Origin of the sequence: Mycobacterium sp. PDNC021, assembly GCF_048282635.1 — a bacterium.
GTDB classification, from domain to species: domain Bacteria; phylum Actinomycetota; class Actinomycetes; order Mycobacteriales; family Mycobacteriaceae; genus Mycobacterium; species Mycobacterium llatzerense.
Window position 1 is genome coordinate 3,284,056 of the sequence record NZ_CP182502.1, and the last position, 12,542, is coordinate 3,296,597.

Consider the following 12,542-nt stretch of genomic DNA (forward strand, 5'->3'; position numbering starts at 1 on the left):
GGTCTGTCCCGGGCCTGGCCGCGGGACTCCGATGCCCCAGCAACCGAGCGATATCGCCGTGTTCTGTCGAGATACCGCATACGAGCTAACGAACCCGGGAGAGAAATAGCCGCAACTCGCACTTGCGTCACGCCGGTAACACTGTATTTTCGTCCCCATGCGACACCCGGATGCGCGGACAACTGCCCGCAAACGACTTCCGAAATCCCTGACTGCTGCTGTGGCAGGTGCGGCGGCCGCGGCCATCGCCCTGCCGAGCGCGATCTCCTACGCCGATCCGGTGCCGCCGCCTCCCGCGCCCGCCCCGGCGCCCGCTCCGGCACCTGCTCCCGAGCCGGCACCGCCGGTCGATGCCGCTCCGCCGCCGTGGGCCCCGCCGCCCCCCGCACCCGACCCGGCCGCACCCGCGGGCGACCCCGGTGCACCGCCACCGCCGCCCGCTCCTGCCGCGCCCGGCGCCCCGGCAGCGCCCGCCGCCCCTGGAGCCACTCCGGCCGGCGCCCCGGCGCCCGCGCTTGAGCCCGGCCGCGTCAACAACGACGCCGGTGGCTTCAGTTACGTCGTGCCGCAGGGCTGGAAGATCGCCGATGCAACGCAGCTGTCGTACGGTCAGGCGCTGCTGACCCGGGTTCCGGCCGCAGGCGCGGAGCAGGCTCCGAGCGACACCAGCGTCCTGCTGGGCCGGCTGGACCTGAAGCTGTTCGCCGGCGCCGAGTCCGACAACGGCAAGGCCGCCAACCGGTTGGCCTCGGACATGGGTGAGTTCTTCATGCCGTTCCCGGGTACCCGCGTCGGCCAGGAGACCACCGCGCTGACCGCAGGGAACCTGCCGGGTGCGGCCTCGTTCTACGAGGTGAAGTTCACCGACACCGGTAAGCCGAACGGCCAGATCTGGGCGGGCGTCGTCGGCAACCCGCCGCCGGACGCCACCATCCGCAGCCAGCGCAACCCGCAGCGGTGGTTCGTCGTGTGGCTGGGTTCGGGCAACCACCCGGTGGACAAGGCCGCCGCGGTGACGCTGGCCCAGTCGATCCGCCCGTGGAACCCGCCGCCGCCTCCGCCGGCCGACCCGAATGCCCCGCCGAAGCCCGCTGATCCGGCCCACCCGATGGTCGGCGTGCCGGTGCCGGTGACGAATGCCCCGCCCGAGATGGCCCCCGCGGGGTAGCAGCCGAAAAATTGAGGACCGTGCCCGGTTGGGCACGGTCCTCAATTCATTTCTGCGCGAGCGCTAGGTCGAACTCTTCGACTTCACGAAGCGGTAGATCAACACCAAGATCACCGCGCCGACCAGGGCACCCCAGAACGAATGGGCGATGGGCGGACGGAAATCGAGCTTGTGCGGCGCGTAGACGATGCTGCTCAACGTGCCGCCGACGTAACCACCGGCGACGCCAAGCACGCACGTGAGAATCCAGCCCATGTCGTCTTTCCCGGGCACGACGAACCGGGCGATGGCTCCGACGATGAGGCCGAGAAGTAGCAACCAGACGATATGCATCATTGCCATGACCTTTCGTGACATTGACAAATACATCTCGAGGCTAGCCCGGCGCAACGAGCCACAACGAGGTCTGAACCGCAGCGATCTGGTGACGGTTAGGGGTGTGGTCCTAGCTGAAGTGCCAGACCGCGGCGGCGGCGAGCGCGCCCATGCCGTTCAGCGACCAGTGCAGGGCGATCGGGGCGAGCAGGCTGCCGGACCGGCGTCGCAGCCAGGTGAAGACGAATCCCGCGGCAGCCGTGGCGACGACTGCCATCGCCACGCCGGCGACCATGCCGACCACCCCGCCGCCGAGCACCCGGGTGAATCCGACGTTGTTGCTGGTCAGGCCCAGTGAAGTCGCGATGTGCCAGAGCCCGAACAGCAGCGAACCGGCGGCGGCGACGCCGCGGAAGCCCCAGGCGCGGTCGAGCGTGCCGTGTAGTACGCCGCGGAACGCGAGCTCCTCGGGAATGACGGTCTGCAGTGGGATCACGATCATCGAGGCCAGCAACGCGCCGGAAATGGTCGCGTAGTGGTTGTTCAGGAACATCGGCCGGGTCCAGGGCAGGAGCACACCTGCGGCGATCACCGATCCGACGAGCAGGATCGCGCCGAGCGCGTAGCGCATGCCCGTCCGCCAGTGTGCGCGGCCGAGTCCGAGCTCGGTCCAGCCGAGACCCCGTTTGCGCACCAGGGCCACCAGTCCGAGCGCCGCGAGCGGCACGACGACGATGTTCGCCCAGGGGGTGGTGAAGTGGGCCAGCAAGTTGGTCGCGACCAGGACGGCCACCACCACGGCCACGTCGATGTAGACGCGCGGATGCCGCACGGCTGCTGAGCCGGTCGGTAGGCATGGTGCAGCGGCGGCTGCCGAGGCGTCGATCATCTGTGGCGAGTGTACCGATAGAGGGTAAAGGGCCAGGTCACGCTGGTTGGCGGCGACCCGCTAACGTGTGGTTGTGGAGCCGCTCACCGGGTCCGCCGTCACCACCGAAGGAGTGCCCGGATGTCCGTGATCGATGACAGCGCAAGGATTTTCGTCGGCGGGCAGTTCCGCCCGGCCACGGCTTCGACCCCGGTGCTGGAAGCCGCGACCGGGACGCTGCTCGGTATGGGCGCCGCGGCAGGCCCGGACGAGGTCGACGCGGCCGTCGCGGCGGCGGGAGCGGCGCTGGCGGGCTGGGGTGCGACGCCGCCAACCGAGCGCGCTGCCGTGCTGAACCGGCTGGCGGACGAGCTGCTGGCCCGTTCGGTCGCGACCAATGAACTGTGCACGCGCGAGAACGGCATGCCGATCCGGTTGTCCCGCGGCGCGAACGGCCGCTTCCCCGCCGCGCTGCTGCAGTACTACGCCGGCCTGATCACCGGGAACCCGGCGGAAGAGATTCGTCCGGCGGCCATCGGACACACCATCGTGCGCCGCGAACCGGTGGGCGTGGTCGGGGCGATCGTGCCGTGGAACTACCCGCAGGCGCTGGCGGCGTTCAAGTTGGCGCCGGCGCTGGCAGCCGGCTGCCCCGTGGTGCTCAAGGCCTCACCCGAGACGGCGCTGGATGCCTTGGTGTTCGCCGAGGCTGCGCAGGCGGCGGGCCTACCGGCCGGCGTGCTGAATGTCATCGCGGGCGGGCCCGACACCGGAACGCGTCTGGTCTCCCATCCCGGCGTCGACAAGGTGTCCTTCACCGGATCGACCGCCGTCGGACGGCTGATCGCCGAGGCCTGCGGGCGCCTCCTGCGCCCGGTCACCCTGGAACTGGGCGGTAAGTCGGCTGCCGTCGTTCTCGAGGACGCTGATCTGGACGCGACGATCAACGGGCTGAAGTCGGCGGCGTTCGTCAACAACGGCCAGACGTGCCACCTGAATTCGCGGATTCTGGTACCGCGGTCCCGGTATGACGAGATGGTCGACGCACTGGCCGAGCTGGCGTCCGGGCTGAATGTCGGTGACCCGCTGGAGAAGTCGACGGATGTCGGCCCGCTGGTCAGCGCCCGTCAGCGCGACCGGGTGCTCGGCTACATCGAGGCCGGAAAGGCGGACGGCGCCAAAATCGTTGCCGGCGGCGGTATTCCGGCCGATCAACCCGACGGCTGGTTCGTCTCGCCGACAGTGTTCGTCGACGTGGACAATGCCTCCCGCCTCGCGCAGGAGGAGATCTTCGGCCCGGTCCTCGCGGTGATTCCGTATGAGACCGAGCAGCAGGCCGTCGCGCTCGCCAACGACAGCGAGTACGGCCTGGGCGGGACGGTGTGGTCGGCCGATGCCGAACGCGCCACCGACATCGCCCGCGCCATCCGCAGCGGGACGGTCGGCGTCAACGACTACCAATTGGACATGGCAGCGCCGTTTGGTGGGGTGAAAGCCAGTGGCCTGGGCCGCGAACTCGGGCCCGAGGGGCTGGCCGCCTACCAGAGCATCAAATCGATCTACCGCGTCGGACCCGCTTCCGGAGAGGAATCCCTCAGTGTCCTTTAGGCCGCCCCTTGATCTGCGAACCCCGGTGCTGGTCGGCTACGGCCAGGTGAACCAGTACGACGAGAACCCGGGTGGCGAGCCGGTCGACTTGATGGAAGCCGCGGCGCGGGAGGCGGCCGATGCCCGCGTCCTCGAGGCGGTTGACGCGGTGCGCATCGTCAACGTGTTCTCGCTGCGGTACCGGGACCCGGGTCTGCTGCTGGCGCAGCGGATCGGCGCACCCGATGCCGTCACCCGGTACACCCCGGTCGGCGGCAATGTGCCCCAATCGTTGGTCAACCAGGCCTGCCTGGACATCCAGCAGGGCCGCAACGATGTGGTGTTGATCGCCGGCGGCGAAACCTGGCGCACCCGAACGCGTTTGAAGGCGCGCGGTGAGCGTCTGGCCGGCACGCAGCAGGACGAGTCAGTGCCGATGGCGCCCAGCGACCCCGACGTGGACATGGTGGGGCCGGCCGAGCTGCGCATCGGTCTGGTGGCGCCGTCGCACGTGTACCCGATGTTCGAGCAGGCTCTGCGGATCGCCGCGGGGGAGACGCCAGAGGAGCACCGGCAACGGATCGGCGAGTTGTGGTCGCGGTTCAGCCAAGTGGCACAGGGTAATTCGCATGCCTGGAGCCAAGATGCCGTGCCTGCCGATCAGATCTGGCAGCCGGGTCCGGACAACCGGATGATCAGCTGGCCGTACACCAAGCTGATGAACTCCAACAACATGGTCGACCAGGGCGCGGCGCTGATCCTCACTTCGGTGGGCAAAGCGGACGAGCTGCAGATTCCCAGGGACCGTTGGGTTTTCCCGTATGCGGGTACCGATGCCCATGATCCGTACGTGCTGGGCGAGCGGGGCAGCTTTTCCGGGTCGCCATCCATCCGGATTGCGGGCCGTCGGGTGCTGGAGCTCACCGGCCTCGGCGTCGACGACATCGACGCGGTCGACGTGTACTCCTGTTTTCCTTCGGCAGTGCAGGTGGCTGCGCGGGAATTGGGGCTGGCCCTGGATGATCCGGCGCGGCCGCTGACCGTGACCGGAGGCCTGACGTTCGCCGGCGGGCCGTGGAACAACTACGTCTCTCATTCGATCGCCACCATGGCCGAACGGTTGGCTGCCAATCCCGGCCAGGTGGGCCTGATCACGGCCAACGGTGGATACCTGACCAAACACAGCTTCGGTGTCTACGGCACGCGGCCGCCGACACATGAATTCCGTTGGGAAGACGTGCAATCCGAGGTCGATGCAGAGCCGACCGTCACTGCCGAGGCCGACTGGTCGGGCACCGGGACCGTCGAGACGTGGACGACGCCGGTGACCCGCGAGGGCGCTCCCGAGAAGATCTTCGTCGCCGTCCGCACGCCCAGCGGTGGCCGGGCGCTCGCCGTGATCACCGATCCGTCGCAGGCCGCGGCCAGCACCCGCGAGGATCTCGCGGGTGCCAAGGTCACCGTCAAGCCGGACGGCACCGCCGGGCTCGAGTGAAGCGCCCGCGTCTCATCGCGCTGCCTTCCACCGCCGGTAGTCCTGGGGTAGGCACACCGCGCAGGGACGGTATCCCGCTGCGACGGCGACATTTTCGTCGGCGAAGAAGACTCTCTGGGTGACGTAGCCGCCGGCGGCGATGGCCCGTAGCGCTGAGGAGCAGTCGAGGCGGCCGTAGAGCTTATTGCGCCGATGCCCACCCACGCGCCCCGGTGTCGCGCTGTCGTAGGGCCGGCCACTGGCGTCGGTCAGCGTGTAGCTGGTCATGCGGCGTCGTGGAAGATCAGGCCGAGGGTCATGCGGGACCCGGAACGCAGCGTGGACACGCCATGACGGACCGGGCCGACGGCCCACCCGCGTTTGGACGGTACCGGTCGCTCGCGGGTGGTGATCACCAGCCCATGCCCGAACGGGATGGAGATGGCCGAGCCACGAGACTGGGCGCGCGGCCGCTGCTCGTAGAGCAGGAATTCCCCACCGGTGTAATCGACCTCGGGCCGCGTCAGATTGATGACGACCTGGAGCGGAAAGACCAAGTCCCCGTACAGGTCCTGGTGCAGGGCGCACCAGCCACCGGCGCCGTACTTCAGCAGCAATGCAGTGGTTCTGGTCTGCCCTGCTCGGTGGCAGGTATCGAGCCAGTCATCGAAACTGTCGGGCCAGGGCGGATCGCGACGCAGTCTGGTCCACCAGTCCCGGGCGATGGGCAGCAGCCGCGGATAGAGCGCGTATTTGAGCGCGGTGACGATCTCGGGGTACGGCCGGTGGAAGTAGCGGTACTGGCCTTCGCCGAACCGGTAGCGGGCCATGTCGATGGTCGAGCGGAAGCGCGTCGCATCGGGGTAGATCGTAGCCAGCTCGGCGGCCTCGGCCGGCGTGACGAGCGGTCCGGTCAACGCACCACCGACGGTCTCGAGCTCGGTTCGGACGGCAGCCCAATCCGTGGCGTCCACCCGTTCCTGCCAAGCGTTCATGCCGCGGCCTCGAGGTTCAGTAGGAGGCGTTTGGCCTCCGGGCCGCCGAGGTAGCCGCCCATCGCGCCGTCGCTACGGACCACCCGGTGGCACGGAACCACCACGGGGAGTGGATTTTTCGCGCAAGCGGTGCCCACTGCCCGCACCGCTTTTGGGCTACCGGCCAGCGCGGCGACGGCGGCGTAGCTGGCAGTCTGGCCGTAGCCGATCTCGGGCAGGTGGTGCAGCACCGCGGCGCGGAACCCAGCGGCGAGCCGCCAATCCAGCGGTACGTCGAAGGTACGTCGGGCCCGGCCGAAGTACTCGTCGAGTTCGCGGGCAACGGCGTCGAGCCGTGCCGGTGCCAGCAGGATGCGGGGGCTCACCTTGTCGGCGAGCTGCTGCAGCACGGCGTCGTGGTCTTCGCGGGCGTAGGCGACGCGGATCAGGCCCTGGTCGGTGGCCGCCAGCAACAGCTGTCCGACGGGGCTGTCGACGGTGCGGTAGGCGACGTCGAGGACTCCGTCCCGCCCTGCCGCGGCGGCCAGCCGGTTGTGCAGGTCGGCCAGTCGGTCGGGCCCGGGTTCGGTGATGCGCGCCAGGTCGCCGGCGATGGTTCTGCCGTTGTTCATTTCTGGCTCCTTCCTGCGCTTTTCTGCGGCGCGGTGACTACGACGAGTCCGCCGAGGTAGGTGCGTCGTAGTGTCGCGATGCCGTCACTGGCGGCGCGGCGTGCGGCCGCGGCGGTGCCACCGAGAATCTCGGCGACCTCGTTGTAGGGCAGACCGGCCAGGTAGTGGTAGGCCACGGCGTGCTTCTGCTTGTGGGGAAGCTGGTCGACCGCGACGGCCAGGTCATCGAAGTCGCGGGTGTCGCGCGGACTCGGTCGCTCAGGGACCTCGTCGGTAGGGATCGGTTGGCGCGTACGCACCCTGGTGATGTCGATGGCCTTGTGATGGGCGATGGTGACCAGCCAGGCTTCCAGATTCGCGTCCGATGACAGGTCGGGATAGGCCTTCAGCGCGGCCAAGAACGTCTCCGACCAGGCGTCGTCGGCGTCGTGCGCGCCCACGATGGCGCAACAGACCCGAAAGACCGTGGGTCCGTGGTTTCGGACCACGGTCTCGAATGGTGGTTTGGCTTTCACACTCTGTAGACGCTCCGTCGCCGGCATTTGTGAGGTCGACCCTGATTGATCACCGATGGTAGGTGCCAAGCGACTGGACTTTCAGCACGAGCGTGCGGTCAGAGCGCAGATCCGAAAGTTCTCTCGACCTGACCGCACGCTCGATGACGTCGCGAGTGCTGAAACCGCTAGGCAGGCTGAATCAGGCCGAGCTGCTGCAACACGGTGACACCGTCATCGAGGCCGACCTCTTCGACGATCAGGCCGTCGACGACCTTCAGGATGCTGGTGCCGGTGAACCGCATCGTCTTGCCGCTGCCGGCGGGTAGCGCGCCGATGGGCATGTCGTCGAACGCCGGCCCGGTGTGCGTGCCTCCGCCGATCCACTGACCCACCACATAGTCGCCTTCGGCGATCAGATCGGCGGTCCCGCCAAATGCCAAGTCCGGGAACGCGGTACGGAACGTGGTGGCGAACGCACGCACCTGATCGCGGCCTCGGCACGGAGCGTGCAGCGAGTACTCGAATCGAATGTCCGGTGCGGCAAGCTCATCGATGACACTGGGGTTGAAATCCGGGCCCCAGAACTCGGTGAACCACCGACCCACGACAGCCTTGTTCTCCTCGATCGACATGGTTCGTCATCCCTCCGTCGTTTTCTGTGAGGCCCCGGTTCAGGGCACCCAGAACGCAGACGGACGGGAGCGGTCGAATGTGAGATCGTTGCCGACCCCTATTCGTGACGCGCGTTATCCGGCCAGCGTGGACAACGAAACCGACGTATCGGACAGCGCCTCGGCATCGACCGGCCGCCGGGACCGGATGAGCTGCTTGATGTCGTCGAGTCCTTCCCAGATGTTGACGTTCATGCCGGCCAACACGCGATGCCCACCGTCCAGCCAGAACATCGTGAATTCGCGCTTCCCGAGATCGCCGCGGGTGACGGCCAACTCGTACTGCGGCGCGTAGCCGACGTACTCCATGCCGAGGTCGAACTGATCGGTGAAGAAGTACGGCAACTCGTCGTAAGTGCCCGGCGTGCCGAGCATTCCGGCCGCGGCGACCGCGGGCTGCTTGAGCGCGTTGGCCCAGTGCTCGGTGCGGATCGGGACGCCGAACAACGGATGTTCGGCGGCCGCGATGTCGCCCACCGCGTAGATGTCGTCGTCGCTGCTCTTGAGTGACTCGTCGACCGCGATACCGCTGTGGGCAATCACCAGCCCGGACCGTTCGGCGACTTCGATGTTCGGCATGGCACCGACCGCGACCAGAACCGCGTCGGCCTCGACGGTGGATCCGTCGCCGAGCCGCAGCCCCGTCGCCTTGTGATCGGCGGTGGTGATCTCGTCGACCGTGATGCCCAGCCGCAGATCGACGCTGTGGTCGCGGTGCAGGCCGACGAACACCTCTGCGGCTTCCCGGCCCAGGGAGGCCAGCAGCGGCAGCGCGGCAGATTCCACCACCGTGACGTCGGTGCCCAGCCCACGGGCGCTGGCGGCGACCTCGAGCCCGATCCAGCCGGCCCCGACGATCGCCAGCCGTCGGCCGTCACCGAGTTGAGCCAACAACTCGGTGGCGTCGTCGACGGTGCGCAAGTAGTACACGCCGTCGGCGTCGGAGCCGGGAATCGGTGGTTTGCGAGCGTGGGATCCGGTGGCCAGCAACAACTTGTCGTAATGCTCGTGGTCACCCGAATTGAAGGCCACCATGTGTGCCGTGCGATCGAGCGTGGTGATCTCGGTACCCAGGCGCAGATCGACGTCGTGTTCGGCGTACCAGCTTTTGGGCTGCACCGTGAATTCCTCGATGGTCTTCTTGCCGGCCAAGAATTCCTTGGACAGCGGCGGGCGTTCGTAGGGCAATCGGTCCTCGGCGCAGAACAACACGACCTGGCCCCCGAAGTCCTTGCTGCGCAGGGCTTCCGCGGCTTTGGCGCCAGCCAGTCCGCCGCCGATGATCACGAATGTGGGTGAGCTGGCCATGTCGGGGTTCCTTTCGACGGCAGTCGAGCAGCCGCGGCGTGTGGCCGCGTCCTACTCCACGCATACCCAGCCTCGCGGTGCGCAAACGCTATTTGGGCGGCAGCGTCCCCGCGTACCCGACACCGCGATCGACCCAGCTCTGCAGCTGCCGCTTGGTTTTCCAGCCGTCGGGCGCGACCCGCAGCCAACCGCGCATCTCTCGGCCGCCCATCACCATCGGGCTGACGTGCTGGCGTTCCAGCAACTTGTCAGTGTCGTCGGGCGCAACGCGAACCAGCAGCCCACTGTCGCGACTGGCTGCGACCGACATGTTGCCGTTCACCAGGAAAGCCAGCCCGCCGAACATCCGCTTTTCCTCGATGCCGCCGACCGGGCCGAGCAGCTCACGGATCCGGTTGGCCAGATCCTCGTCATAGGCCATAGGGCCAGTGTCGCACCATTCAACGGGCACGGTCGGCTTTGGCTATCTTGCCGTTGCGCGGTCAGCGAACACGTTAGATTTCTCGGGTGCTGATCGCGGCGTTGCGGGACCTGCAGTGGCGGCGCCGCCGATTTCTCATCGCGGTCGTCGGCACTTCCTTCGTGTTCGCGATGACCCTGGTGCTCACCGGGCTGGCCAACGGGTTCCGCGTGGAGGCCGGCAATACCGTCAACTCCCTGGGCATCGACTACTTCATGATCCAGAACGGGGCAGCCGGGCCGTTCCTGGGCTCGTCGCCGTTCGCGCAGACCGAAGTTGAACGCGCACAGAAGCTTCCGGGCGTACAGGCGGCCGCCGCAGTCGTCTACGCAGGTACCACGGCGCTCGACAACGGGACGCCGCGCACCATGAATCTGTTCGGCGCACCCACCGCCGGGCCAGGTATGCCGGCGATGTCACAGGGCCGCCCGCCCGCCACGCCGGACGAGATCGCGGTGTCGTCGACGCTGGGTCGCAAGATCGGCGACCAGATGCACATCGCCTCGCACAACCTGCAGGTCGTGGGGATCGTCAACAACTCGACGGTGCTGGCGCAGCAGCCCAACCTGTTCCTGACGACGCTCGGTGCGCAGCGCCTGGTGTACGGCGGGCAGCCCGTCATCGCGTCGGTCGGTATCCGGGGTAACCCGACCAAAGCGCTCGACGGCTACCGGCTGGTGGACCGGCACGGCGCCATAGATGACATGATGCGGCCGCTGAAGGTCGCGGTGGACGCCATCAGCATCATGGCTGTGCTGCTGTGGGTGGTGGCCGCGACGATCATCGGCATGTTCATCTACATGTCCGCGATGGAACGCACCCGCGATTTCGCGGTGTTCAAAGCCGTTGGGGTGAAGACGAAATCGATGATGGCCGGGCTGGCGATGCAGGCCGTATTCGTCGCCGTGTTCTCCGCGGCGATCGGCGTGCTGCTGGCGATGGGGCTCGGACCGATGTTCCCGATGCGGGTCGACGTACCGGCCGGGGCCTACCTGTTGCTGCCGGTGGTGGCCATCACCATTGGGCTCATCGCCAGTCTGGCGGGCATGCGTAGAGCGGTGACGATAGATCCAGCGATGGCATTCGGGGGGCCATAGATCATGAGCGGCTTACAGATTCGTGACCTGGTGGTGGAATACGGCAAGTCCGCCGACAAGGTCAGGCCTATCGACAATTTCGAGCTGGAGCTGTCGGCGGGATCGCTCGCGATCCTGTTGGGGCCCAGCGGTTGTGGGAAGACGACGTTGCTGTCGTGCATGGGTGGGATCCTCAAGCCCACGTCGGGCCAAATCCTGTTCGACGGTATCGACGTGACCACACTCGGACCCAAGGCGCTGACCGACTACCGCCGCAACACCGTCGGCATCGTGTTCCAGGCGTTCAACCTGGTGCCCAGCCTGACCGCCGCGGAGAACGTCATGGTTCCGATGCGAGCCGCGGGCATGAGCCGCAGCGCATCGCGGCAGCGCGCCGCGGAACTGCTCGACCGAGTAGGTCTGTCACACCGGATGACGCACCGCCCCGGTGACATGTCGGGAGGACAGCAGCAGCGCGTCGCGGTGGCGCGCGCCATCGCTCTGGATCCGCCGCTGATCCTGGCCGACGAGCCGACGGCGCACCTGGACTTCATCCAGGTCGAGGAGGTGCTGCGGCTCATCCGGGAGTTGGCCGATGACCGCGTGGTGGTGGTCGCCACCCATGACAGCCGCATGCTGCCGCTGGCGGACCGGGTGGTCGAACTCGTCCCGACCGTCGCCGGCACCGAGCGGGAGCCCGAGGTCTTCGAGCTCGACGCGGGCGACCTGGTGTTCGAGCAGACCACCATCGGGGACCTGATCTACGTGGTCAAGGAGGGCCGGTTCGAGATCACCCGCGAGATGCCCGACGGTGAGACGATGCTGCTGTTCACCGCCGGACCGGGCGAATACTTCGGCGAGATCGGGCCGCTGTTCGGGATTCCGCGCACGGCGACGGTCCGCGCTCTCACCGACGGGGTCGTCGTCGGCTACACGGTGAAGGATTTCCGGGCCCGACTCGGCCCAGATCGGATCCACGAACTCATCGAGCACCGCGCGATCCACCTGGCCGACGAGCCACCGTCGGCCGACATCGCCTGAGAATCAAGCCAGGTCGACGCGCACCGATAACAGGTCGGTGCCCATCACCCTCACCACGGCGCTGTTCAGCTGGGGGAGTTGCCGCAGCCGGGCGGCGGGGTCGTCATCGGGGACCAGGTGGGCCGTGCCGGAGCGCCATTCCCCGTTGATACGTACGCGCACAGCGGGATTCGCCTTGATGTTGCGGACGAAATCGGCGTGGTCGCCGTGCTCGGACACCAGCCAGAAGGCGCCGTCGATGACTCGGCCGCCGATCGCGGTGTGGCGAGGTTCGCCGGACTTGCGCCCGATGGTCTCCAGCATGGTCACCGGCAGTTGCCGGCCCACCGGATTGACGAGGCGGCGCTGGACGGTGTGGACCACGCGCCGCTTGATTTCGTTGAGGTTGGGCATCTCCCTATCTAACGCCTGCAGACGCAAATGTCCCACCACCATGAGGTGAACAGGAACATTTGGGTCTGCTCGCGTCAT

General features: G+C 67.7%; 15 protein-coding genes. 5 read left to right on the forward strand and 10 right to left on the reverse strand.

Annotated elements, in window-relative coordinates:
- Positions 1-157: 157 nt before the first annotated feature.
- The gene (locus ACNO8X_RS15510; protein ID WP_418001713.1) at positions 158-1,168 is read left to right on the forward strand and encodes an APA family fibronectin-binding glycoprotein; all 1,011 of its coding nucleotides are present in this window, start codon (positions 158-160) and stop codon (positions 1,166-1,168) included.
- A 63-nt stretch (positions 1,169-1,231) separates the two neighbouring features.
- On the opposite strand, the gene ACNO8X_RS15515 is transcribed toward ACNO8X_RS15510, so the two are convergent.
- Complete coding sequence (locus ACNO8X_RS15515) at positions 1,232-1,504, reverse strand: GlsB/YeaQ/YmgE family stress response membrane protein (RefSeq protein WP_051955195.1); 273 nt, start codon at positions 1,502-1,504, stop codon at positions 1,232-1,234.
- A gap of 109 nt (positions 1,505-1,613) precedes the next feature.
- Positions 1,614-2,372 carry a CPBP family intramembrane glutamic endopeptidase gene (locus ACNO8X_RS15520; protein WP_418001714.1) on the reverse strand — a complete coding sequence of 253 codons (759 nt, stop codon included), beginning with the start codon at positions 2,370-2,372 and terminating at the stop codon, positions 1,614-1,616.
- Between the two features lie 120 nt (positions 2,373-2,492).
- Between ACNO8X_RS15520 and ACNO8X_RS15525 the strand changes: the two genes are divergently transcribed.
- The gene (locus ACNO8X_RS15525) at positions 2,493-3,959 is read left to right on the forward strand and encodes an aldehyde dehydrogenase (protein ID WP_418001715.1); all 1,467 of its coding nucleotides are present in this window, start codon (positions 2,493-2,495) and stop codon (positions 3,957-3,959) included.
- Positions 3,949-5,433, forward strand: a complete 1,485-nt coding sequence (locus ACNO8X_RS15530) for an acetyl-CoA acetyltransferase (RefSeq protein ID WP_418001716.1) — start codon at positions 3,949-3,951, stop codon at positions 5,431-5,433. Before ACNO8X_RS15525 ends, ACNO8X_RS15530 begins: the two co-directional genes overlap by 11 nt.
- 12 nt (positions 5,434-5,445) lie before the next feature.
- Here the strand turns inward: ACNO8X_RS15530 and ACNO8X_RS15535 are convergent, their stop codons facing one another.
- From ACNO8X_RS15535 to ACNO8X_RS15565, 7 genes are all read right to left on the reverse strand, one after another.
- Positions 5,446-5,700 carry an Ada metal-binding domain-containing protein gene (locus tag ACNO8X_RS15535; protein ID WP_418001717.1) on the reverse strand — a complete coding sequence of 85 codons (255 nt, stop codon included), beginning with the start codon at positions 5,698-5,700 and terminating at the stop codon, positions 5,446-5,448.
- The gene (locus ACNO8X_RS15540; protein ID WP_418001718.1) at positions 5,697-6,407 is read right to left on the reverse strand and encodes a 2OG-Fe(II) oxygenase; all 711 of its coding nucleotides are present in this window, start codon (positions 6,405-6,407) and stop codon (positions 5,697-5,699) included. Before ACNO8X_RS15540 ends, ACNO8X_RS15535 begins: the two co-directional genes overlap by 4 nt.
- Complete coding sequence (locus tag ACNO8X_RS15545) at positions 6,404-7,018, reverse strand: methylated-DNA--[protein]-cysteine S-methyltransferase (protein ID WP_418001719.1); 615 nt, start codon at positions 7,016-7,018, stop codon at positions 6,404-6,406. Before ACNO8X_RS15545 ends, ACNO8X_RS15540 begins: the two co-directional genes overlap by 4 nt.
- On the reverse strand, positions 7,015-7,560 hold the full coding sequence (locus ACNO8X_RS15550; protein WP_418001720.1) for an RNA polymerase sigma factor: 546 nt from the start codon (positions 7,558-7,560) through the stop codon (positions 7,015-7,017). Before ACNO8X_RS15550 ends, ACNO8X_RS15545 begins: the two co-directional genes overlap by 4 nt.
- A 140-nt stretch (positions 7,561-7,700) precedes the next feature.
- Entirely contained in the window at positions 7,701-8,147 is a 447-nt protein-coding gene (locus tag ACNO8X_RS15555; protein WP_418001721.1) for an ester cyclase, read from the reverse strand.
- A gap of 114 nt (positions 8,148-8,261) precedes the next feature.
- The gene (locus ACNO8X_RS15560; RefSeq protein WP_418001722.1) at positions 8,262-9,494 is read right to left on the reverse strand and encodes an NAD(P)/FAD-dependent oxidoreductase; all 1,233 of its coding nucleotides are present in this window, start codon (positions 9,492-9,494) and stop codon (positions 8,262-8,264) included.
- Positions 9,495-9,582: 88 nt separating this feature from the next.
- Entirely contained in the window at positions 9,583-9,915 is a 333-nt protein-coding gene (locus tag ACNO8X_RS15565) for a TfoX/Sxy family protein (protein WP_418001723.1), read from the reverse strand.
- An 86-nt stretch (positions 9,916-10,001) separates the two neighbouring features.
- Here ACNO8X_RS15565 and ACNO8X_RS15570 point away from each other — a divergent pair, with 86 nt between their 5' ends.
- Positions 10,002-11,051: an ABC transporter permease gene (locus ACNO8X_RS15570; RefSeq protein WP_418001724.1), complete on the forward strand. Its 1,050-nt coding sequence runs from the start codon at positions 10,002-10,004 to the stop codon at positions 11,049-11,051.
- A 3-nt stretch (positions 11,052-11,054) separates the two neighbouring features.
- Positions 11,055-12,071, forward strand: coding sequence for an ATP-binding cassette domain-containing protein (locus ACNO8X_RS15575; protein WP_260938525.1), 1,017 nt, complete (start codon positions 11,055-11,057; stop codon positions 12,069-12,071).
- Positions 12,072-12,074: 3 nt separating this feature from the next.
- On the opposite strand, the gene ACNO8X_RS15580 is transcribed toward ACNO8X_RS15575, so the two are convergent.
- Complete coding sequence (locus tag ACNO8X_RS15580; RefSeq protein WP_133760605.1) at positions 12,075-12,464, reverse strand: nitroreductase family deazaflavin-dependent oxidoreductase; 390 nt, start codon at positions 12,462-12,464, stop codon at positions 12,075-12,077.
- Positions 12,465-12,542 lie beyond the last annotated feature (78 nt).

What these genes read in the sequence shown, in the direction of transcription:
- ACNO8X_RS15510 (WP_418001713.1), top strand. Translation starts at nt 158, where the DNA reads ATGCGACACCCGGATGCGCGGACAACTGCCCGCAAACGACTTCCGAAA.
- ACNO8X_RS15515 (WP_051955195.1), bottom strand. Translation starts at nt 1,504, where the DNA reads ATGATGCATATCGTCTGGTTGCTACTTCTCGGCCTCATCGTCGGAGCC.
- ACNO8X_RS15520 (WP_418001714.1), bottom strand. Translation starts at nt 2,372, where the DNA reads ATGATCGACGCCTCGGCAGCCGCCGCTGCACCATGCCTACCGACCGGC.
- ACNO8X_RS15525 (WP_418001715.1), top strand. Translation starts at nt 2,493, where the DNA reads ATGTCCGTGATCGATGACAGCGCAAGGATTTTCGTCGGCGGGCAGTTC.
- ACNO8X_RS15535 (WP_418001717.1), bottom strand. Translation starts at nt 5,700, where the DNA reads ATGACCAGCTACACGCTGACCGACGCCAGTGGCCGGCCCTACGACAGC.
- ACNO8X_RS15540 (WP_418001718.1), bottom strand. Translation starts at nt 6,407, where the DNA reads ATGAACGCTTGGCAGGAACGGGTGGACGCCACGGATTGGGCTGCCGTC.
- ACNO8X_RS15545 (WP_418001719.1), bottom strand. Translation starts at nt 7,018, where the DNA reads ATGAACAACGGCAGAACCATCGCCGGCGACCTGGCGCGCATCACCGAA.
- ACNO8X_RS15550 (WP_418001720.1), bottom strand. Translation starts at nt 7,560, where the DNA reads ATGCCGGCGACGGAGCGTCTACAGAGTGTGAAAGCCAAACCACCATTC.
- ACNO8X_RS15555 (WP_418001721.1), bottom strand. Translation starts at nt 8,147, where the DNA reads ATGTCGATCGAGGAGAACAAGGCTGTCGTGGGTCGGTGGTTCACCGAG.
- ACNO8X_RS15560 (WP_418001722.1), bottom strand. Translation starts at nt 9,494, where the DNA reads ATGGCCAGCTCACCCACATTCGTGATCATCGGCGGCGGACTGGCTGGC.
- ACNO8X_RS15565 (WP_418001723.1), bottom strand. Translation starts at nt 9,915, where the DNA reads ATGGCCTATGACGAGGATCTGGCCAACCGGATCCGTGAGCTGCTCGGC.
- ACNO8X_RS15575 (WP_260938525.1), top strand. Translation starts at nt 11,055, where the DNA reads ATGAGCGGCTTACAGATTCGTGACCTGGTGGTGGAATACGGCAAGTCC.
- ACNO8X_RS15580 (WP_133760605.1), bottom strand. Translation starts at nt 12,464, where the DNA reads ATGCCCAACCTCAACGAAATCAAGCGGCGCGTGGTCCACACCGTCCAG.